The organism is Bradyrhizobium sp. cir1, from assembly GCF_014198245.1.
Taxonomy (GTDB): domain Bacteria; phylum Pseudomonadota; class Alphaproteobacteria; order Rhizobiales; family Xanthobacteraceae; genus Bradyrhizobium.
This window is the reverse complement of record NZ_JACIHE010000033.1, coordinates 1-19615: the sequence shown is the minus strand read 5'-3', so window position 1 is coordinate 19615 and position 19615 is coordinate 1. Positions and strand designations below refer to the sequence as shown.

Sequence of the window (19615 nt, the reverse complement as noted above, 5' to 3'; positions counted from 1 at the left end):
CCCGTTCCCCAAGCCGTGCGGTCGCCTCAGTCGATGATGAAGCCGAAATCGCCGGGCGCGCCGCCCACCGGGTCGACGCGCCGCGCGATGCCATAGAGGCGGTTCATGCGGCCGAGCAGGGCCGTCTGCGCGTCCGAGGCCGGCGCGAAGCCGTCGTCCGGCCGCGACAATTCCTTCTGGGCGACCGCGCGCACCACATAGGGCGTCACGATCACCATCAGCTCGGTCTCGTTGTTGACGAAGTCCTGGCTGCGGAACAGCGCGCCGATGATCGGCACCTGGTCGACGCCGGGCAGGCCATTGATGGCCTGCTTGGTCTGCTGCTGGATCAGGCCGGCCATCGCCATCGAGCCGCCCGAGGGGATTTCCAGCGTGGTCTCGGCGCGGCGGGTCTGGATCGACGGGATGGTGATCGAGCTGGTCTGGCCCGCGGACACCGCCTGCGTCACGGAGATGGCGTTCTGATTCGACAGCTCCGAGACTTCGGTCATCACGCGCAGGCTGATACGTCCCTCGCTGAGCACGACCGGCGTGAAGTTCAGGGAGATGCCGAACTTCTTGTAGGTGATCTGGGTGGTACAGACATGGGTGACCGGATCGCAGGAATAGCCCGCAGGGATCGGGAATTCGCCGCCGGCAATGAAAGTGGCGGACTCACCGGAGATCGCCGTCAGGCTGGGCTCGGCCAGGGTCCGCATCACGCCGGCGCTTTCCATCGCGCGCATCGTGGCGTTGACCGTGGCCACGCCTTTTGCGAGTCCGGTGACACCGAGCCCGTTGCTGCTGACGAGCGGGCCGCCGGAGACCGAGAACGGGTTGGAGTTGTTGAAATTCACCACCGCGGTGCCGGCATTCAGGCTGGCGCTGAGATCGACGCCGAGCTGCTTGACGATGTCGCGGCGCACTTCGCCGACGACGACCTTGAGCATCACCTGGTCGCGGCCGCGCACGACGATGTTGTTGACGACCTTCTCGGCGCCGCCGACGAGCTTGGCGGCGACGTCGCCGGCCTGCTGGGCCTCGACCGGGCTCGACACCGAGCCGGTCAGCATCACGCTGTCGCCGACACCTTCGATCTGCACGCCCGGCAGCGACTGGCGCAGCGCCGAGCGCATGCCGTTGAGGTCGCGCTTCACTGCGATGTCGTAGGAGGCGACCTGCTGGCCGTCGGCGGTGAAGAATACGACATTGGTCTGGCCGACCTGGCCGCCGATGATGTAGGCGCGCTGGGCCGAGCGGATCACCGCATTGGCGATCTTCGGATCGGCCACCAGTACGTCCTTGACCTCGCGCGGCAGGTCGATGACCACAGATTTGCCGACGCCGAGCGAGAGGAAGCGCGTCTTCGCCGGCGCGATCGAGCCAACCGACGTCAAGCCGAGATCCGGCACCTGCATCGGTGCCTGGTCGCCGACCGGCGCGTCTGCAGCAGCGCTGACCATGTCAGGAGCTGCGAGCAGCCCCAGCATCAGCATCGCCCCCGTCCAGAACGTGCTTGCGCGATTCCCCCGAATGCGCAGGCCCGTCCGATCATCCCCATAGTTCATGCTATCCCCATCACTTCTGTGACGTCAGTTGCCGCACCTGCACCCCGTAGCGGATCACGTTGACCCCGCCGGACCGCTTGGCAGCCTGATCCTCGACCGTGAGTTCGGTGGCGTTGACATCGACGATGCTGCGCAGCGCGAGCTGGAGCGTGCCGCCCTGGCGCGCGGCCGACAGCGTGGCGACCTGATCGGGCTTGAGCTCGAGCGTGACGGTCTTGCCGATCACCGCGGTCTGGCCGTCCTTTTCCTTCGGTGCCTGGTCGATCGCGAGCACGCGGATATTGGACAGGATGACCTCCGACACGATGAGGTCGTTGCCGGCGGTCGCGCCGTTGGTGTCGGGATTCTTCAGGCGGCGTGTCAGGACGACATCGACGCGGTCGTTCGGCAGGATGAAGCCGCCGGCGCCGGTCTCGGCTGAAATCTCGGTGGAAACGGCCCGCATGCCCGAGGGCAGGATCGCGGCCATGAAGCCGGAGCCTTCGGCCCTCACGAGCTTCTGCTCGCGGATCGGCTCGCCCTGCAGCAACGGGACGCGTGCGATCGAGCCGGCGATCTGGATCTGGGCGTCGGGCCTGGCATCGCGGCGGATGAAGGCGCTGCTCGCGGTCCCGGCCGGCCAGGACACCCATTGCAGGTCGTCGGGCTTGACGGCCTGGCCGAGCTGGATGTCGTTCTTTGCGACGAGAACCTCGACCGTCGGCAGCTTCTCGGCGACGGGAACGACGGGCGCGGGCGCATTCTGATAGCCGCTCGCCAGATATGCTGCGACGCCGCCGGCGCCCAGCGCGATGACGAGAACGACAATGCGTGCGGTGTTCATACGCTTTTACTCTTACGCGGGGCACTCGAACCGCACCTGGCGGGTTCCCCTGCGTCGATGAGTAGGGAGTAAAAGTATAAGGGGTGTTGCGAGGCCGAATGCGTCGCCCGGTCACGCTGCTGGTTTTCGGCAGATGGTGAACGCAGCGTTATCTGAAGCAGCGCGGCTCCGTAGATTCACGCATGCCGGCGCGCGCGTTCGAACGAGGCGCGGGGCCGTCATGGTGAACGGGTGGTTAGTGATGGGCTCGGAATCCGCGTCGCATCCGCGACAACGCTCACGGTCCGTCATCCCGAGGTGCGAGGCACGCGATGCGAATGCATGGCGTGCGGAGCCTCGAAGGATGCACGGCCCCGGTGCTGCAGAAGGGCCGTCGCCCTTCGAGGGCCGCTGAAGAAGCGGCCACCTCCAGCGACAACGGCTTCGCCGTTGCGCGGGGGTGACGGTGATGGAGTTGAATAGCCCGGATTACGCTGCACTCCATCCTGGCTACGCACCGGCGCTTACTTCTTCCGCTTCTGCTCGATCACGTCCCAGATCTTCGCCGCCACATCAGGGCCGCCGAGCCGTGAGATGGCGCGGATGCCGGTCGGCGATGTCACGTTGATCTCGGTGAGGTTGCCGTTGATGACGTCGATGCCGACGAACAGCAGGCCCTTCTCGCGTAGCGCCGGGCCGACAGTGGCGCAGATCTCGCGCTCGCGCGGGGTGAGCTCGGTCTCCTGCGCGGCGCCGCCGCGCACCATGTTGGAGCGGAGGTCGTCGGCGGCCGGCACGCGGTTCACCGCGCCGGCGAACTCGCCGTTGACGAGGATGATGCGCTTGTCGCCGTGCTTCACCTCGGGGATGAACTGCTGGATCACCCAGGGCTCCCTGAACGTCACCGAGAACATGTCGAACAGCGAGCCGAAATTCATGTCCTGCGGCATCACGCGGAATACCGCCGCGCCGCCATGGCCGTGCAGCGGCTTCATCACGACGGCGCCGTGCCTGTCGCGAAACGCGTTGATCTCGTCGAGATCGCGCGAGATCAGCGTCGGCGGCATCAGCTGCGGAAAGTTCATCACGAACAGTTTTTCGGGCGCGTTGCGCACTGAGGCCGGATCGTTGACCACCAGCGTCTTCGGATGGATGCGCTCCAGGAAATGCGTCGAGGTGATGTAGGCGAGGTCGAACGGCGGGTCCTGGCGCAGCAGCACCACGTCGAAGCCGTTGAGCGCCTCGCGCTTGGGCTCACCGAGGGTGAAATGATCGCCGGGCTCGTCACGCACGGTCAGAAGCTGGACCGGCGCGACCAGTTCCTCGCCGACCATCGAGAGCTTGTCGGGCGTGTAATAGAACAGGCCATGGCCGCGCTTCTGCGCCTCCAGCAGCAGCGCAAAGGTGGAATCGCCCTTGATGTTGATGCGGGCGATGGGGTCCATCTGGACGGCGACGTTCAGTTTCATGGTCTGCCTTTCAGGTCGAGGCGTCGAATGCCGCCAACACATGGCGCGGAAGCGAGCGCGGCGCAATCAGCATGGCGTCGAATCGCAATTCGAATTCGGCATGCTCGGGATGCGCCACGAGCCAGCCTTGGGCGGCGTCGATGATGCGCTGCTGCTGGCGTGGGGTTACGGCGAAAGCAGCGTCATCCAGGCTCGCGCGTGCCTTGACCTCGACGAAGGCGATCAGATTGCGGCGACGCGCCACGATGTCGATCTCGCCATGCGGGGTGCGGTAGCGTTTTGCGAGGATGCGGTAGCCCTTGGCCATGAGATAGGCGGCGGCGCGGCTCTCCGCGGAGATGCCGGTGCGGAACGCGGCGACGCGCTCGGGCGAGGCGACTTTCGGTTCCGCCGGCACTTCAGTCTTCGCCATCGTCGCCCCGCAAGTCCTTTGCGAGCTCGAGCGCGCGGGCATAGACCTCGCGGCGCGGCCGGCCCGAGAGCGCGACGGCATGCGCCACGGCATCCTTGACGCTGTGCGCGGCAAGCTGCTCGCGCAAGAGACCATCAAGCGCATCCATCGTCAGCACCTCGGCATCCGCGGCGGGCGGACCGATCACCAGGACGAACTCTCCGCGCGTCTCCGGCGCGTCTGCTTGCCGCGAAAGCTCGGCGAGGGGTGCGCGCCTGACCTCCTCGTGCAGCTTCGTCAGCTCGCGGCAGACCGCGGCGTCTCGCTCACCCATGATCTCGGCGAGATCGGTCAAGGTGGCCTGCATCCGATTTCCCGACTCGAACATCACCAGCGTCGCGTCGATGCGCGCGAGCTCGGCGAGGCGCGCGCGCCGCGCGGCGGATTTTGCCGGCAAGAAACCCTCGAAGAAGAACCTGTCGGTCGGCAGGGCCGCGACAGACAGCGCCGCCAGCACCGAGGAGGGGCCGGGCAGCGCATAAACCGCGTGACCGGCGGCGCAGACCTCGCGCACCAGCTTGAAGCCGGGATCGGAGATCAGCGGCGTGCCGGCATCCGATACCAGCGCCACCGAGCCGCCCTGCGCCAGCGCCTCCAGGATCTTCGGGCGCGCGGCTTCGGCGTTGTGCTCGTGATATGGCCTGAGCGTTGCTGCGATGTCGTAGCGCTCGGTCAGGCGGCGCGTGATGCGGGTATCCTCGCAGGCGATGACATCGACGCCGGCGAGCGTCTGCAGCGCGCGCAGCGTGATGTCGCCGAGATTGCCGATGGGGGTCGCGACCAGATGGAGGCCCGGCGCCGCCTTCGGGGCCGCGAGCCGATGGGCATCGATGGAGAAGCCGCGCGGGGCGGCGTCTGGGTCTTCAGGCGTATTTATCGGGGCCGGCTTTGCGCGCATAATGAAGTCAACTTAGGCACGATCCGCAGGGCTGGGAACTGCTCTTCGAAAAGATCGTGCCGAGGTGAGGGGCGAGGAACGGACGGGAATGTGATCGACCCAAGGTCACGTCGAGGGGGAGTGAGGGCCCTCGTGCCATATTCGCGACGGAAACGCCGCCTTGATGCTACGCGACGAACGGCGAACAGCTGGCCGGGACGGGAAGCAGCCGCGTTAAGCGGTCATTATCCTTTTGTTTTGGTTAACTATTTGCCGACAATATGCCTGAATCCGCGGCTTGTGTCGCGGCAAAGAATGTTGTGACCGGCTGGCGAGAGCCGGCCGGAAGAGAAGTGTCATGCTGGGCCCGCGTCATCCAAGATCCCCCGTTCCGGGCCCCCTGTCATCGGGTGCGACCCGGCGGAGCGCGCTCGGCCTGTTGCTTGGCGCGCCCCTGCTGTCGGCCTGCGCCGGCGTGCAGCAGAGCCTCAGCCAGTTCTCCAATCCGTTCTCCAGCTCGTCGCCGCCGGCCCAGCCGGCCGGGCCGCAGCAACAGGCGACGACCGCCGGCAGCGGCGGGGTGAAGGTCGCGGTGATCCTGCCGCTCTCGGCCGCGGGCAACGCGGGTCTCGCCGCGCAGTCCATGCGCAATGCCGCCGAGATGGCGCTGGCCGAGTTCCAGAACCCGAACATCCAGCTGTTGATCAAGGACGACAATGGCAGTCCGCAAGGGGCGCAAGCCGGCGCGCAGCAGGCTGTCGAGGAGGGTGCCGAAATCATCCTGGGGCCGCTGTTCGCGCAATCGGTGCCGGCAGTGGCGCAGGTCGCGCGCACCCGCGGCATTTCGGTCATCGCGTTCTCGACCGATTCCAGCATCGCCGGCCGCGGTGTTTATTTGCTCTCGTTCCTGCCGGAGTCCGACGTCAACCGCATCGTCGAATATTCCGCCAGCATCGGAAAGCGCTCCGTCGCCGTGCTGGTGCCCGACAATGCCTATGGCAATGTCGTCGAGGCTGCGGTGAAGGCGGCGGTGCCGCGGCGCGGCGGCCGCATCGTCGCGTTCGAGAAATACGGCGCCGATCGCGCAACGCCGGCGCGGACCGTGGCGCAGCAGCTCGGTAGCGCCGATGCGCTGTTCATTGCCGATGACGGCGATGCCGTGGTGACGGTCGCGGATGCGATGACCGCGGCGGGTGCGAATTTGCGCAACATCCAGCTGCTCGGCACCGGCCTGTGGGACAATCCGCGCGTCTATGCGAGCTCGGCGCTACAGGGCGGCCTCTATGCCGCGCCCGATCCGGCCGGCTTCCGCGCCTTCTCCGGCCGTTACCGCACGAAGTACGGCGCGGAGCCGATCCGTACCGCCACACTCGCCTATGACGCAGTCGCGCTCGTCGCCGCGCTGGCGCGCACGCAGGGCCCGACGCGCTTCTCGCCCGACGTGCTCACCAATCCCTCGGGCTTCGCCGGCATCGACGGCCTGTTCCGCTTCCGCCCCGACGGCACCAATGAACGCGGCCTTGCCGTGATGAAGGTGACGACCGGCGGCGGCGTTGCGGTCGCGGGCTCGCCGAAGAGTTTTGGGGCATAGCGAGGTGCGCTCCCTCGCCCCGTTTGCGGGGAGAGGCGAAGAACGGCTACGCCGCGAGATCCGCAACCACCGCATCAAGCACCGGAAAACCGCTGCTCGTGACCCGCAGGCGTCCGGTCGCGTCGACCGTGATCGCGCCTTCCTCGCGCAGCAGCGCGATGCGGCCGGGGTCGAGCGGGCGGCCGGAAAGGGCGGTGTAGCGCTCGGGGTCGATGCCTTCGGCGAGACGCAATCCCATCAGCAGAAATTCGTCGGCGCGCTCCTCGCTGTTGAGGAGATCGTCGGTGACGACGCCGTGGCCGTTGGTCTCGACGCGCAGCAGCCAGGCTTCGGGACGCTTCTCGGTGGCGGTGGCATGGCGCACGCCGTCGATGTCGAGGCGGCCATGTGCGCCGGGGCCGATGCCGGCATATTCCTCACCGCGCCAGTAGACCAGATTGTGCCGGCATTCGGCGCCGCGCCGCGCGTGGTTGGAGATCTCGTAAGCGGGCAGACCGAGCTTGTCGCAGGTCTCCTGCGTGACATCGTACAGCGCGCGCGCGACCGTTTCGTCCGGCGTCTTCAATTTGCCGGCCTGATGCAGGCCGAAGAACGGCGTGCCCTCTTCGATCGTAAGCTGATAGAGCGACAGATGCTCGGCGGCTTCATCGATCGCGTGCCGCAGCTCATCGGCCCACATCGCCGGCGTCTGGTCGGGGCGGGCGTAGATCAGATCGAACGAATAGCGGTCGAACGAGCGGCGCGCGATGGCGACCGCATCGAGCGCCTCGCGGGCGCTGTGCATTCGTCCCAGCGCTTTCAGCGAAGCATCGTCGAGGGCCTGCACGCCGAGCGAGACACGGTTGACGCCGGCGGCGCGATAGCCGGCGAAGCGCGTGGCTTCGACGCTGGTCGGATTCGCTTCCAGCGTCACCTCGACGTCATCCGCGACAATCCAGTGCTTGCCGATCGCGTCGAGTACCGCGCCGACGGTCGAAGGCTGCATCAGCGACGGCGTGCCGCCGCCGAGGAAGATCGAGGTCACTTCGCGTCCGGGCGCGCGCTCGGCGGTCGTTGCGATCTCGCGCGCGAAGGCGGCGGCAAAGCGCGCCTCGTCGATCGCGGCGTGGCGGACATGGCTGTTGAAGTCGCAATAGGGACACTTCGACAGGCAGAACGGCCAGTGCACGTAGACGCCGAAGGCCTCGGATTCTTGTTTTGACGCGTTCTCCTGGCGCGAACCGGTATCCACTTCGCTCGAAAACGCTCTAGCGCGGCTCAAGGCAGATCTCCGCCAGTTTCACGAAGGCGCGGGCGCGATGCGACAGGCCGAGGCCGAGCGGCGGCAGGCCGTGCTTCTCGATGCTTTCCATCTCGCCGAAGGTGCGGCTGTGGCCATCGGGCAGGAACATCGGGTCGTAGCCGAAGCCGGCGGTGCCGCGCGGCGGCCACACCAGCGTGCCGTCGACGCGTGCCTGGACTTCTTCGAGATGATCGTCGGGCCAGGCGACGCAGAGCGCGGAGACGAAATGCGCTCTTCGGCGGTCGGGCGTGGTCGAGCCGCGTTCCTGCAACAGCCGCTCGATCCGGGCCATCGCCACGTTGAAATCCTTGGTAGGACCGGCCCAGCGCGCGGAGAAAATGCCCGGTGCGCCGTCGAGCGCGTCGACGACGATACCGGAATCGTCGGCGAAGGATGGAAGCTTGGCCGCCTTCGCCGCTGCGATCGCCTTGATCGCGGCGTTGCTGCGGAAGTCGTTGCCGGTTTCGTCCGGTTCGCCCAGGCCGAGCTCACCGGCCGACACCGCCTCGATCCCGTACGGCGCAAGCAGCTCCTTCATCTCGGCGAGCTTGCCGGGATTGTGGGTGGCGATGACGAGCTTGTCCGTGATTCGGCGGTGCATGGGCCTATTGACTACGCCACAGCCAGTTTCTGCAAGTCCACGAGACGCGCGACGCCCTTGCGCGCCAGCGCCATCAGCGCCAGGAACTCGGCCTCCGTGAACGGCTCGCGTTCCGCGGTGCCCTGCACCTCGATGATGCGGCCGTCGCCGGTCATGACGAAATTGGCATCGGTCTGGGCTTCCGAATCCTCGGCATAGTCAAGATCGAGCACCGGCGTGCCATTGTAGATGCCGCAGGAAATGGCGGCGACGTTGTCGCGCAGCACGTTGGCCTTGATCATGTTGCGCGCCTTCATCCAGTTGATGCAATCGGCGAGCGCGACCCAGGCGCCGGTGATCGAGGCCGTCCGGGTGCCGCCGTCGGCCTGGAGCACGTCGCAATCGACCGTGATCTGGCGCTCACCGAGCGCTTCGAGATCGACGATGGTGCGAAGCGAGCGGCCGATCAGGCGCTGGATCTCGACCGTGCGACCGCTCTGCTTGCCGGCGGAGGCCTCGCGGCGGGTGCGTTCCGAGGTCGCGCGCGGCAGCATGCCGTATTCGGCGGTGACCCAGCCGCGGCCCTGGCCCTTCAGCCACGGCGGCAGGCGGTCTTCCAGCGTGGCGGTGACCAGCACATGGGTGTCGCCGAATTTCACGAGGCACGAGCCTTCCGCATATTTGACCACGCCGCGCTCCAGCGTCACGGGGCGCAATTCGTCGGGCGCACGGCGGCTTGGCCGCATGGGAAATCCTCCAAAACTCTCGGAAAAGGGCTGTTCGCGGTGCTTGTAGGTGGGGTCAGGGTGGGCGGCAAGGCCTTATTCACCCCCTGATTCCGGGAGCGCAAACGCCACGCTTGTCAGAACCGTCCTGGATGGACAAATTATCAGCATCTGAGAGGAGTTACCGTCTGTGGCCCATCACGATCCGATCCATCTGATCGCGCCGCGCGCAGGCCTCGCCCAGCTCAACGAGCGTTCCCGCGACATCTTTCGTCAAATTGTCGAAAGCTATCTCGCGACCGGCGAGCCGGTCGGCTCGCGCAACATTTCCCGGCTGATCGCCATGCCGCTGTCGCCGGCCTCGGTCCGCAACGTCATGGCCGATCTGGAACAGCTCGGCCTGATCTATGCCCCGCATACTTCGGCAGGCCGGCTGCCGACGGAACTCGGCCTGCGCTTCTTCGTCGATGCCCTGATGCAGGTCGGCGATCTCAACGAGGCCGAACGGCAGTCGATCCAGAGCCAGCTTGCCACGGTCGGCCAGGCCCAGTCGGTCGAGGCGGCGCTGGACCAGGCGCTGACGCGGCTGTCGGGCCTGACCCGCGCCGCGGCTGTGGTGCTGACGCCGAAGTCCAATGCGCGGCTCAAGCACATCGAATTCGTCCGCCTGGAACCGGAAAAAGCGCTGGTGATCCTGGTCGGCGAGGACGGCCAGGTCGAAAATCGCGTGCTCGCGCTGCCGCCGGGAGTTCCCTCCTCGGCGATCACCGAGGCCGGCAATTTCCTCAATGCCCGGATTCGCGGCCGAACCCTGGCCGAGGCGCGGCTCGAGCTCGAAACCGCGCTCGGAGAGGCCCGCGCCGAGCTCGATCAGCTCACGCAGAAGGTGATTTCCGCCGGCATAGCCAGCTGGTCCGGCGGCGAGAACGAGGACCGCCAGCTCATCGTGCGCGGCCACGCCAATCTGCTGGAAGATCTGCACGCGCTGGAGGATCTGGAGCGGGTGCGCCTGCTGTTCGACGACCTCGAGACCAAGCGCGGCGTCATCGACCTGCTCGGCCGCGCCGAGACCGCCGAGGGCGTGCGGATCTTCATCGGCTCCGAGAACAAGCTCTTCTCGCTGTCGGGGTCTTCCACCATCATCTCGCCGTATCGGGATGCCGCCGGCCACATTGTCGGCGTTCTCGGCGTGATCGGGCCGACGCGGCTGAATTATGCCCGCGTGATCCCGACCGTGGACTATGCCGCCCGCATCGTCAGCCGCCTGCTGGGGGGCTGACCGGCATTTGCGCCGATCACGGGCGCTTGATTTTCGTGAGCTTAGGCACGATATCCGGGCCAACAATCCCTGGAAACGAGTTCGAGATTAGAGCCGATGACCGAGCAAGACCGGCAACCTCAAGACACGACTGCAGCGACCGGCGAGCCCGTGGTGTCAAAACCCTACATCATGCCCGACGATCCCGAGCCGGGCTCGGTCGAGACGTTGCAGAAGGAAGCCGCCGAAGCACGCGACCGCATGCTGCGGACGCTGGCCGAGATGGAGAACTTACGCAAGCGCACCACCAAGGAGGTCGCTGACGCCCGCCTCTACGGCATCACCGGCTTTGCCCGCGACGTGCTCGACATCGCCGACAATCTCCAGCGCGCGCTCGATGCCGTTCCGGCCGAAGCGCGTGCCACGGCCGATCCCGGCCTGATCTCGCTGATCGAGGGCGTCGAGCTCACCGAGCGCTCGCTGCTCAACGCGCTGGAAAAGCACGGCGTGAAGAAGCTCGATCCGCAGGGTCAGAAGTTCGACCCGAACTTCCACCAGGCGATGTTCGAAGTGCCCGATGCATCGGTGCCGTCGGGCACCGTGGTGCAGATCATGCAGGCCGGCTACACCATCGGCGAGCGCGTGCTGCGCCCGGCCTTGGTCGGCGTTGCCAAGGGCGGCGCGAAGGCCGCGTCCGCGGCCAACAACAACGAGTCGAGCGGCGCGACGAACTGAGTGTTGGTGTCATTCCGGGGCGATGCAAAGCATCGAACCCGGAATCTCGAGATTCTCAGGTGCGCAATTGCGCACCGTAGTTCGGCTCTTCGAGCCGCCCCGGAATGACAGCGCGAAACCCCTACGCGCTCACCGCGATGTCCGCGGACTGAATCCGCTTCACGCCGGCCTTGGCCATGTCGGCCCAGGCCTTTGCCAGCGAGCCCTGGGTGTCGATGCCGCGGCAGGCGTCTTCCACCACATAGACCTCGAAGCCCGCCTTGCGCGCGTCCAGCGCGGTCCAGGCGACGCAGAAGTCCGTCGCGAGGCCTGCGACGAAGACGCGCTTGATCTTGCGGCCCTTCAGGTAGCCGGCGAGCCCGGTCGAGGTCTTGCCGTCGGCTTCGAGGAAGGCTGAATAGCTGTCGACGTCCTTGTGAAAACCCTTGCGGATGATGAGCTCGGCGTGCGGGATCGCGAGGTCCTTCGACAGCGAAGCGCCATCGGTGCCCTGCACGCAATGGTCCGGCCACAGCACCTGCTTGCCGTAGGGCAGGTCGATGGTTTCGAACGGCTTCTTGCCGGCGTGGACTGACGCAAACGAGACGTGGCCGGGCGTGTGCCAGTCCTGCGTCATCACCACGTTCGCAAACGCTTTTGCCATCTTGTTGATGACGGGCACCACCTGCTCGCCTTCCTTCACCGCGAGACTGCCGCCGGGCAGGAAGCAGTTCTGCACGTCGATGACGAGCAGCGCGGACGCATCGTCCGGCTTGATCGATGCCGCTGCAAACAGCGCGGTTGGCGCGAGAGTCGCGAGCGCTGTCGTTCCAAGCATTGCCAAGACCTGTCGCCGATCCAGCATCGTTCGTTTCCCTCCAGGATGATCCAACGGGGGAAGCCTAGTTCCGTTCGTATACGAACAGAAGCCCGAAAATGCAGCCGGTTCTGGTGAGCGCTTGGGCTCGCAGCCCAAACTCACTGTCGTCCCGGACAAGCGAAGCGCAGATCCGGGACCCATACCCCAGGCAGATGTTTGGCGAAGACTCGTCGTGGGTATTGCGACCGACCAAAACCGCGAGATCACGCGGTATGGGTCCCGGCCCCCCGCGCGCAATTGCGCGCTAGGCCGGGACGACACCGAGTGTGTAGGAGCGCCTCGCCCTACCCCTTCGGCTGAATCCCGTCGCGCACGGCGCGGAAGCGGGTGAAGGCGGCTTGCCACTGGTCGCGCGGGGCGCTGGCGATGATGCGCAGCGAGGCGCCGCCGCTGGAGAAGCGGATCCACTGCACCACGGTCACCGGCGTCTTGTCCTTGCCGCTGACGCCGTCGATCCGGGTCTCGAAGCCCTGCTGGCCGTTGATGCGGATCGGCTCCGACATGGTGACGCGGGATTCGCGCACGCCGGGGATCTGCAGCGCGGCCTCCTGAGCGAAGCGGGCGCGATCGTCGGCGGCTTGCGGGGTGGCGCCGATCAGGCCGAGGATCATGAACGGCTTCGACTCATAGCCTGCGCTCTCGTTGCCGTCGGCAAGGATGATGCTGGAGCCCGGCGCCAGCGTGCGGATGTCCTTGAAGTCGGCGAGATCGGTGATCTTGAACGGCATCAGCGCGATCTGCTCTTCGGCCGAGACCTGCTTGCGGGTGGTGGCGCTCGCGAACATCTGGCGCACCGCCTCATCGGTGTAGATCTTGGTCGCATTCTCCGGGATCTGCACCGCGACGTAACCGGAGAAGCCGGCACCCGGCACGATCATCGAATAGCGCTTCACCGGGGTCTCGCCGGCCTTGCCGCTCTCGGTAGTGAAATAGGCAAGACCCGCGGGGGTCTCGATCTTGTCCTGCTTGACGCCGTTCGCTCCGGCCGGATTGGAATTGAAGGCGCTCACGACCTCGCCATAGGCCGCCGGCGGCAGCTCGGTGATCAGCACCTTGACGCTGCCGTCCTCGCTCTCGAAGCCCGGAAAGGTCTTGGCCGTGCTGAGGCCGACCAGCGGCACCATGCCGAGGCGCAGGCCGGGCGGGAAAATGGCGTCGGCAGCCAGGGCCGGAAGCGCGGAGGCGAGGAGAAAGGCGAGCGCGGCGAGGGGGCGGATCAGCTTCATGGGCACTCTGATTGGTTCACATTGAGGCCGTTCGATGGTCGCCCACCGGGCCGCATTGTCGCGCGAAGCCGCCTTGCGCGGCTGTCGGCCGGCCCGCCTTTTAGCGGGTTTGGCCCCGCCGTAACAGGGTGTGGCGGATCACGGCGGCGGGGGTGGCGGATCTCCGGACCTGTTAATATTTCCTCACCCGCAAGGGCGATTGAGCCCGGATATGAGCTCTTAAAACCCAATGTTTTCACGGCCGAAACGTTGCTTCGGTCCTTGCGGCCCCCTCCCCCCCTCCTATATGAGCCTCAATCATCGCAATATCGCGGATGTTTGATCTTAGGGGGTTTCGGTTCGGGTGCCTTCTGGGCCCAGCCAACCTGCCGCAAAAAGAAGGATATCAGGACCATGGGAAAGGTCATTGGGATCGACCTCGGCACCACGAACTCGTGCGTCGCCGTGATGGATGGCAAAAACGCCAAAGTCATCGAGAATTCCGAAGGCATGCGCACGACGCCTTCGATCGTCGCCGTCACTGACGACGGTGAGCGCCTCGTCGGCCAGCCGGCCAAGCGCCAGGCCGTCACCAATCCCGAGCGAACGTTCTTCGCAGTGAAGCGCCTGATCGGCCGCCGCTACGACGACCCGATGGTCGAGAAGGACAAGAAGCTCGTTCCGTACAAGATCGTGAAGGCTTCCAACGGCGACGCCTGGGTCGAGGCCGACAGCCAGACCTACTCGCCCTCGCAGGTCTCGGCTTTCATCCTGCAGAAGATGAAGGAGACCGCGGAAGCCCATCTCGGCCAGAAGGTCGACCAGGCCGTCATCACCGTTCCCGCCTACTTCAACGACGCCCAACGTCAGGCGACCAAGGACGCCGGCAAGATCGCGGGCCTTGAAGTACTGCGCATCATCAACGAGCCGACCGCGGCCGCGCTCGCCTATGGCCTCGACAAGACCAAGGCCGGCACGATCGCCGTGTACGACCTCGGCGGCGGCACCTTCGATATCTCCATTCTCGAAATCGGCGATGGCGTGTTCGAGGTGAAGTCGACCAACGGCGACACCTTCCTCGGCGGCGAAGACTTCGACATGCGTCTCGTTGGCTATCTGGCCGACGAGTTCCAGAAGGAGCAGGGCATCAACCTGCGCAACGACAAGCTCGCCCTGCAGCGCCTGAAGGAAGCCGCTGAAAAGGCCAAGATCGAGCTGTCGTCGACGACGCAGACCGAGATCAACCTGCCCTTCATCACCGCGGACCAGACCGGCCCGAAGCATCTGACGATGAAGCTCACCCGCGCCAAGTTCGAGGCGCTGGTCGACGACCTCATCCAGAAGACCGTCGAGCCCTGCCGCAAGGCGCTGAAGGACGCCGGCGTCACCGCCGGTGAGATCGGCGAAGTGGTGCTGGTCGGCGGCATGTCGCGCATGCCGAAGGTCCAGGAAGTCGTGAAGCAGCTGTTCGGCAAGGAGCCGCACAAGGGCGTCAACCCGGACGAAGTCGTGGCGATCGGCGCTGCGATCCAGGCCGGCGTGCTCCAGGGCGACGTCAAGGACGTGCTGCTGCTCGACGTGACCCCGCTGTCGCTGGGCATCGAGACGCTGGGCGGCGTGTTCACCCGCATCATCGACCGCAACACCACGATCCCGACCAAGAAGAGCCAGGTGTTCTCGACGGCTGAAGACAATCAGAATGCCGTCACCATCCGCGTCTTCCAGGGCGAGCGTGAAATGGCGGCCGACAACAAGATGCTCGGCCAGTTCGACCTGATGGGCATTCCGCCGGCTCCGCGCGGCATGCCGCAGATCGAGGTGACCTTCGACATCGACGCCAACGGCATCGTCAACGTCTCGGCCAAGGACAAGGCCACCGGCAAGGAGCAGCAGATCCGCATCCAGGCCTCGGGCGGCCTGTCGGAAGCCGACATCGAGAAGATGGTCAAGGACGCCGAGGCCAATGCCGAGGCGGACAAGAAGCGCCGCGAGGCCGTGACCGCCAAGAACGAGGCCGATGGCCTGGTGCATTCGACCGAGAAGGCGCTGGCCGAGCACGGCTCGAAGGTCGCCGAGACCGAGCGCCGCGCCATCGAGGATGCCGTCAGCGACCTCAAGGAAGCGCTGAAGGGCGACGATGCCGAGGCGATCAAGGCCAAGACCCAGACGCTGGCCCAGGCTTCGATGAAGCTCGGCGAGGCCATGTACAAGCAGCAGGCCGAGGCCGACGCCAAGAAGGATGCGGCCAAGGACGACGTCGTCGACGCGGAGTTCACCGAAGTCGACGACGACAAGAACAACAAGAAGTCCGCCTGAACCCCAAGAGGGTGATGATGCGGACGGCTTGGACCCCACACACGCTACCGGCCTTCCCCCTCGCGGGGGAGGCCGTCGTGTCGGGCTCGTCGGGCCAAGACTCCTCTAAAGTCGGCCCTGTTACGATCAATCAATTCCCAGCCGTTATTCTCAATCCCGCCGTGCCGCCCTCTGCCGCAAGGCGGAAGGCTGCCTATATTGTCGCGTGGCGACATCGTTTCGCGCCGACTTGAATCGCGATTGGATAGACCGGGTCAGACATGTCCACCAAGCGCTGCTACTACGAAACCCTCGAAGTCGAACGAGACGCCGACGAATCCAAGCTGAAATCGTCGTTCCGCAAGCTGGCGATGAAGTTTCACCCCGACCGTAACCCCGGGGACGACACCAGCGAGATCAAGTTCAAGGAACTCAACGAGGCCTACGAGGTCCTGAAGGACAAGGACAAGCGCGCGGCCTATGACCGCTTCGGCCATGCGGCCTTCGAGCAGGGTGGTCCCGGCGGCGGCGCCGGTTTCGGCGCCGGCTTCGCCTCCTCCTTCTCCGACATTTTCGAGGACCTGTTCGGCATGGCCGGACAGCGCGGCCGGGGCGGCCGCGAGCGCGGCGCCGATCTGCGCTACAACATGGAAATCACCCTCGAGGAAGCCTTTGGCGGCAAGACCGCGCAGATCGAGATCCCGGTCTCGGTCACCTGCGAGGCCTGCTCGGGCATCGGCGCCAAGGCCGGCACCAAGCCGAAGACCTGCTCGACCTGCGGCGGCGCCGGCCGCATGCGGCAGTCGCAGGGCTTCTTCACACTCGAGCGCACCTGCCCGGGCTGCCAGGGCCGCGGCCAGACGATCGAGGACGCCTGCCCGTCCTGCTCGGGCCAGGGCCGTGTCACCCGCGAGCGCACGCTGTCGGTCAACATTCCCGCCGGCGTCGAGGACGGCACGCGGATCAGGCTCGCCGGCGAAGGCGAAGCGGGTGTCCGCGGTGGTCCGCCCGGCGACCTCTACATCTTCCTGTCGCTGGCCCAGCACCAGTTCTTCCAGCGCGACGGCGCCGACCTGCATTGCCGGGTGCCGATCTCGATGGTGACGGCCGCCCTCGGCGGCGAATTCGAGGTGCCGACCATCGACAAGGCCAAGGCCAAGGTAAAGGTGCCCGCCGGGACCCAGTCCAACCGTCGATTCCGCATTGCATCAAAAGGCATGCCGGTGCTGCGCTCGCGCCAGACCGGCGACATGTATGTCCAGGTCGTGGTCGAGACCCCGCAGAACCTCACCAAGAAGCAGCAGGAATTGCTGGCCGAGTTCGAAAAGCTCTCCTCCGGCAACACCCAGCCGGAATCCGAGGGTTTCTTCGCCAAGGTCAAGGACTTCTTCGGTAATCGGGCGAACTGAGTCGGCTTGACCGTATCGCCCGCGGCCTATACCTGTTTATGACCATTTTCTGACACGCCGCGGTTCCGCGGTCCCGTCCGGTCCAGACATGCCATTGCCATCGTCCGCGCGTGCGTTGAAGAAGCCCCGTCTCGACGACGAGGTGCGCTTTCTCAGATCGTGGATCGAAAAGCCCCTCCACATGGGCGCGGTGATGCCGTCGGGCAAGCTCTTGGCCCGGACCATGGCCCACTATGTCGACGTCGATTCGGACGCGCCCGTGGTCGAACTCGGGCCCGGCACCGGCGCCATCACCTCGGCGCTGATCGAACGCGGCGTCGACCAGAAGCGTCTCGTCCTCGTCGAATACAATCCCGGCTTCTGCGCGCTGCTGCGCGATCGCTACCCGCAGGCCAAGGTCGTACAGGGCGATGCCTATCGGCTGCGCGACACGCTCTGGAACGTCCTGAGCGCGCCGGCCTCGGCCGTCGTCTCGGGCCTGCCGCTGGTCACGAAACCGATGCTGACGCGGCTGCGGCTCATTCGCGATGCCTTCACGGCGCTGGCGCCCGGCGCGCCCTTCATCCAGTTCACCTATGCGGTGGTGCCGCCGATCCCGAAATCGCTGCCCGGCGTGTCCACAGAGGCCTCGGAACGGATCTGGATGAACCTTCCGCCGGCCCGCGTCTGGGTGTATCGCAAGCACTAATTCCGCCGGCATTGCTCTTTGCGCGGCGGGCTCGTTTCGCCGAACGCATGGAAGCGGATGTCCGCACCCAAAATCCTGGTCATTCCCGGCTCGCTTCGCACCGGCTCGCACAATGCGAAGCTGGCGGCGGTCTTGGCCTATGAATTCGCCCGGGCCGGCGTCGACGTCACCCGCATCTCGCTCGCCGATTTTCCGCTGCCGATCTATGACGGCGATCTCCAGGCCAAGTCCGGCGTCCCCAAGAACGCGATCAATCTGAAGCGCATGATCGGCGCGCATCACGGCGTGCTGATCGTCTCGCCCGAATACAATGCCTCGGTGCCGCCGCTGCTCAAGAACGCGATCGACTGGGTCAGCCGCGTCCACGAACTGCACGAGGCGCGCGGCGAGGTGTTCCGCAACCGCACCTTCGCGCTCGCCGGCGCTTCGCAGAGCCGGTTAGGTGCCGCCCGCGCGCTCCAGGCGTTGCGGCTGATCCTGACCTCCTGCCACGCCAATGTGATTGCCAGCCAGCTCACGCTCGCCTTTGCCAACGATGCCTATGACGATATGGACAGGCTGAAGAACGAGGGCGATATCGCCGCGTTGAAGGAGCTGGTAGCGCAGTTGATCGACGTTTCCCAACGCATGATGTGAGGTGACATGACGCCAGCCGAGATCGCCCCGAAAGACCGCCTGATCGTTGCGCTCGATCTGCCGAGCGTTGATGCCGCGGAGGCGATGATCGCGAAGCTCGGCGACAGCGTCTCGTTCTACAAGATCGGGTATCAGCTCGCCTATGCCGGCGGCCTGCCGCTGATCGGCAAGCTCGCCGACAGGGGCAAGAAGGTTTTTGCCGATCTCAAGATGCACGACATCGGCAACACGGTGACGCGCGGTGTGGAGAGCGTGGCCAGGCTGGGCGCGACCTTCGTCACCGTGCACGCCTATCCGCAGACCATGAAGGGCGCCGTCGAAGGCCGCGGCAGCGCCAGCCTGAAGATTCTCGCCGTCACGGTGCTGACGTCCTACAACGACGATGATCTGCACGCTGCCGGCTATCGGCTCAGCGTCTCCGAGCTGGTCGAGGCGCGCGCGCAGCAGGCGCAGGTGCTCGGCGTCGATGGCCTTGTGTCGTCGCCGGAAGAGGTCGGAGCCTTGCGCAAGATTGTCGGTCACCAGATGAGCCTCGTCACTCCCGGCATTCGTCCGGCGGGCGCCGCCAGCGGTGACCAGAAGCGCATCATGACGCCGGGCCGTGCGATCACCGCGGGCGCCGATTATCTCGTCGTCGGGCGCCCGGTGGTGGAAGCCGCCGATCCGAAGGCCGTCGCCGACGCCATCCACGCCGAGATCGCGCAGGCTCTCGGCTAACCACTAACAACCAGGGAGAAGAACAATGGCAAAAGGCTACTGGATCGGACGCGTCGACGTGAACAATGACGAGGGCTACAAGCCCTACATCGTCGCCAACGGCCCGATCTTCAAGAAATGGGGCGGCCGCTTCGTCATCCGCGGCGGCAAGTTCACCACCGTCGAGGGCGCCAGCCGCACCCGCAACGTCGTGATCGAATTCCCGGACTATCAGACCGCGATCGCCTGCTACAATTCGCCGGAATACCAGGCCAACATCAAGGTGCGCCAGCCGCACTCGATCGCCGACCTCATCATCATCGAGGGCTATGACGGCCCGCAGCCGCAGGACGGCTGAGATTAGATCGACATCGCCGCTTTCTTACCCTCCCCCTCCAGGGGAGGGTAAGAGCGCGTGTCCAGACCGGATAGAGAGGTAACACAGTAGACCGGATGGATGGGTGACAGTTCTCTGTCGGCTGGGAGGACCAGCCGATGCCTTGGCGAGAG

At 65.9% G+C, this 19615-nt stretch carries 19 protein-coding genes; 9 read left to right on the top strand and 10 right to left on the bottom strand.

Translation table 11 applies throughout. The annotated features are described in order from the left end of the window. Positions 1–26: 26 nt before the first annotated feature. The 5 genes from GGD63_RS36115 to rsmI all read right to left on the bottom strand — a co-directional run bounded on the left by GGD63_RS36115 (position 27) and on the right by rsmI (position 5167). Positions 27–1547 carry a type II and III secretion system protein family protein gene (locus GGD63_RS36115; RefSeq protein WP_183249488.1) on the bottom strand — a complete coding sequence of 507 codons (1521 nt, stop codon included), beginning with the start codon at positions 1545–1547 and terminating at the stop codon, positions 27–29. A gap of 10 nt (positions 1548–1557) precedes the next feature. Continuing rightward, a complete protein-coding gene (cpaB, locus tag GGD63_RS36110; RefSeq protein WP_183249486.1) occupies positions 1558–2370 on the bottom strand; it encodes a Flp pilus assembly protein CpaB in 813 nt (270 codons plus the stop codon). A gap of 503 nt (positions 2371–2873) precedes the next feature. After that, the gene (gshB, locus tag GGD63_RS36105) at positions 2874–3818 is read right to left on the bottom strand and encodes a glutathione synthase (RefSeq protein WP_183249484.1); all 945 of its coding nucleotides are present in this window, start codon (positions 3816–3818) and stop codon (positions 2874–2876) included. A gap of 10 nt (positions 3819–3828) precedes the next feature. Further along, a complete protein-coding gene (locus tag GGD63_RS36100; RefSeq protein ID WP_183249483.1) occupies positions 3829–4230 on the bottom strand; it encodes a YraN family protein in 402 nt (133 codons plus the stop codon). Next, positions 4217–5167 carry a 16S rRNA (cytidine(1402)-2'-O)-methyltransferase gene (gene rsmI / locus GGD63_RS36095; RefSeq protein WP_183249481.1) on the bottom strand — a complete coding sequence of 317 codons (951 nt, stop codon included), beginning with the start codon at positions 5165–5167 and terminating at the stop codon, positions 4217–4219. Before rsmI ends, GGD63_RS36100 begins: the two co-directional genes overlap by 14 nt. A 337-nt stretch (positions 5168–5504) precedes the next feature. On the opposite strand from rsmI, the gene GGD63_RS36090 reads away from it, so the two are divergent. Further along, positions 5505–6737, top strand: a complete 1233-nt coding sequence (locus GGD63_RS36090; protein ID WP_183249479.1) for a penicillin-binding protein activator — start codon at positions 5505–5507, stop codon at positions 6735–6737. Positions 6738–6783: 46 nt separating this feature from the next. Here the strand turns inward: GGD63_RS36090 and hemW are convergent, their stop codons facing one another. From hemW to rph, 3 genes are read right to left on the bottom strand one after another with little or no spacing between them, the layout of a single operon-like run. Further along, a complete protein-coding gene (gene hemW, locus GGD63_RS36085) occupies positions 6784–7968 on the bottom strand; it encodes a radical SAM family heme chaperone HemW (protein ID WP_183249570.1) in 1185 nt (394 codons plus the stop codon). Between the two features lie 16 nt (positions 7969–7984). Further along, positions 7985–8620, bottom strand: a complete 636-nt coding sequence (gene rdgB, locus GGD63_RS36080; RefSeq protein WP_183249477.1) for an RdgB/HAM1 family non-canonical purine NTP pyrophosphatase — start codon at positions 8618–8620, stop codon at positions 7985–7987. Between the two features lie 11 nt (positions 8621–8631). Next, positions 8632–9345, bottom strand: coding sequence for a ribonuclease PH (gene rph / locus GGD63_RS36075; RefSeq protein WP_080133847.1), 714 nt, complete (start codon positions 9343–9345; stop codon positions 8632–8634). 169 nt (positions 9346–9514) lie between these two features. On the opposite strand from rph, the gene hrcA reads away from it, so the two are divergent. Both hrcA and grpE read left to right on the top strand, forming a co-directional pair. Further along, positions 9515–10603 carry a heat-inducible transcriptional repressor HrcA gene (hrcA, locus tag GGD63_RS36070; protein ID WP_183249474.1) on the top strand — a complete coding sequence of 363 codons (1089 nt, stop codon included), beginning with the start codon at positions 9515–9517 and terminating at the stop codon, positions 10601–10603. Between the two features lie 96 nt (positions 10604–10699). Next, positions 10700–11317 (top strand): nucleotide exchange factor GrpE, encoded by a 618-nt coding sequence (grpE, locus tag GGD63_RS36065; protein WP_183249472.1) that lies wholly within the window; start codon positions 10700–10702, stop codon positions 11315–11317. Between the two features lie 121 nt (positions 11318–11438). Here the strand turns inward: grpE and pncA are convergent, their stop codons facing one another. Both pncA and GGD63_RS36055 read right to left on the bottom strand, forming a co-directional pair. Continuing rightward, the gene (pncA, locus tag GGD63_RS36060) at positions 11439–12161 is read right to left on the bottom strand and encodes a bifunctional nicotinamidase/pyrazinamidase (RefSeq protein ID WP_183249470.1); all 723 of its coding nucleotides are present in this window, start codon (positions 12159–12161) and stop codon (positions 11439–11441) included. A 299-nt stretch (positions 12162–12460) separates the two neighbouring features. Next, positions 12461–13402, bottom strand: a complete 942-nt coding sequence (locus tag GGD63_RS36055) for a hypothetical protein (RefSeq protein WP_183249469.1) — start codon at positions 13400–13402, stop codon at positions 12461–12463. 393 nt (positions 13403–13795) lie between these two features. Here GGD63_RS36055 and dnaK point away from each other — a divergent pair, with 393 nt between their 5' ends. The 6 genes from dnaK (at position 13796) to GGD63_RS36025 (ending at position 19463) form a co-directional block, all read left to right on the top strand. Then, entirely contained in the window at positions 13796–15697 is a 1902-nt protein-coding gene (gene dnaK, locus GGD63_RS36050; RefSeq protein WP_183249467.1) for a molecular chaperone DnaK, read from the top strand. A gap of 260 nt (positions 15698–15957) precedes the next feature. Then, complete coding sequence (dnaJ, locus tag GGD63_RS36045; protein ID WP_183249465.1) at positions 15958–17085, top strand: molecular chaperone DnaJ; 1128 nt, start codon at positions 15958–15960, stop codon at positions 17083–17085. An 88-nt stretch (positions 17086–17173) separates the two neighbouring features. Continuing rightward, positions 17174–17773, top strand: coding sequence for a class I SAM-dependent methyltransferase (locus tag GGD63_RS36040; RefSeq protein ID WP_183249463.1), 600 nt, complete (start codon positions 17174–17176; stop codon positions 17771–17773). A gap of 57 nt (positions 17774–17830) precedes the next feature. Beyond that, positions 17831–18409 (top strand): NADPH-dependent FMN reductase, encoded by a 579-nt coding sequence (locus GGD63_RS36035; RefSeq protein WP_183249461.1) that lies wholly within the window; start codon positions 17831–17833, stop codon positions 18407–18409. A gap of 6 nt (positions 18410–18415) precedes the next feature. Next, positions 18416–19126 (top strand): orotidine-5'-phosphate decarboxylase, encoded by a 711-nt coding sequence (gene pyrF / locus GGD63_RS36030; protein WP_183249460.1) that lies wholly within the window; start codon positions 18416–18418, stop codon positions 19124–19126. A gap of 25 nt (positions 19127–19151) precedes the next feature. Beyond that, positions 19152–19463, top strand: coding sequence for a DUF1330 domain-containing protein (locus GGD63_RS36025; RefSeq protein ID WP_183249458.1), 312 nt, complete (start codon positions 19152–19154; stop codon positions 19461–19463). Positions 19464–19615: the final 152 nt, after the last annotated feature.

Bases quoted from the DNA above. Each gene is read 5' to 3' on its own strand.
- GGD63_RS36100 (WP_183249483.1), bottom strand. From the start codon at position 4,230: ATGGCGAAGACTGAAGTGCCGGCGGAACCGAAAGTCGCCTCGCCCGAG.
- pyrF (WP_183249460.1), top strand. From the start codon at position 18,416: ATGACGCCAGCCGAGATCGCCCCGAAAGACCGCCTGATCGTTGCGCTC.
- GGD63_RS36040 (WP_183249463.1), top strand. From the start codon at position 17,174: ATGCCATTGCCATCGTCCGCGCGTGCGTTGAAGAAGCCCCGTCTCGAC.
- pncA (WP_183249470.1), bottom strand. From the start codon at position 12,161: ATGCTGGATCGGCGACAGGTCTTGGCAATGCTTGGAACGACAGCGCTC.
- dnaK (WP_183249467.1), top strand. From the start codon at position 13,796: ATGGGAAAGGTCATTGGGATCGACCTCGGCACCACGAACTCGTGCGTC.
- grpE (WP_183249472.1), top strand. From the start codon at position 10,700: ATGACCGAGCAAGACCGGCAACCTCAAGACACGACTGCAGCGACCGGC.
- GGD63_RS36115 (WP_183249488.1), bottom strand. From the start codon at position 1,547: ATGAACTATGGGGATGATCGGACGGGCCTGCGCATTCGGGGGAATCGC.
- GGD63_RS36090 (WP_183249479.1), top strand. From the start codon at position 5,505: ATGCTGGGCCCGCGTCATCCAAGATCCCCCGTTCCGGGCCCCCTGTCA.
- rsmI (WP_183249481.1), bottom strand. From the start codon at position 5,167: ATGCGCGCAAAGCCGGCCCCGATAAATACGCCTGAAGACCCAGACGCC.
- dnaJ (WP_183249465.1), top strand. From the start codon at position 15,958: ATGTCCACCAAGCGCTGCTACTACGAAACCCTCGAAGTCGAACGAGAC.
- gshB (WP_183249484.1), bottom strand. From the start codon at position 3,818: ATGAAACTGAACGTCGCCGTCCAGATGGACCCCATCGCCCGCATCAAC.
- cpaB (WP_183249486.1), bottom strand. From the start codon at position 2,370: ATGAACACCGCACGCATTGTCGTTCTCGTCATCGCGCTGGGCGCCGGC.
- rdgB (WP_183249477.1), bottom strand. From the start codon at position 8,620: ATGCACCGCCGAATCACGGACAAGCTCGTCATCGCCACCCACAATCCC.
- GGD63_RS36055 (WP_183249469.1), bottom strand. From the start codon at position 13,402: ATGAAGCTGATCCGCCCCCTCGCCGCGCTCGCCTTTCTCCTCGCCTCC.
- GGD63_RS36035 (WP_183249461.1), top strand. From the start codon at position 17,831: ATGTCCGCACCCAAAATCCTGGTCATTCCCGGCTCGCTTCGCACCGGC.
- GGD63_RS36025 (WP_183249458.1), top strand. From the start codon at position 19,152: ATGGCAAAAGGCTACTGGATCGGACGCGTCGACGTGAACAATGACGAG.
- rph (WP_080133847.1), bottom strand. From the start codon at position 9,345: ATGCGGCCAAGCCGCCGTGCGCCCGACGAATTGCGCCCCGTGACGCTG.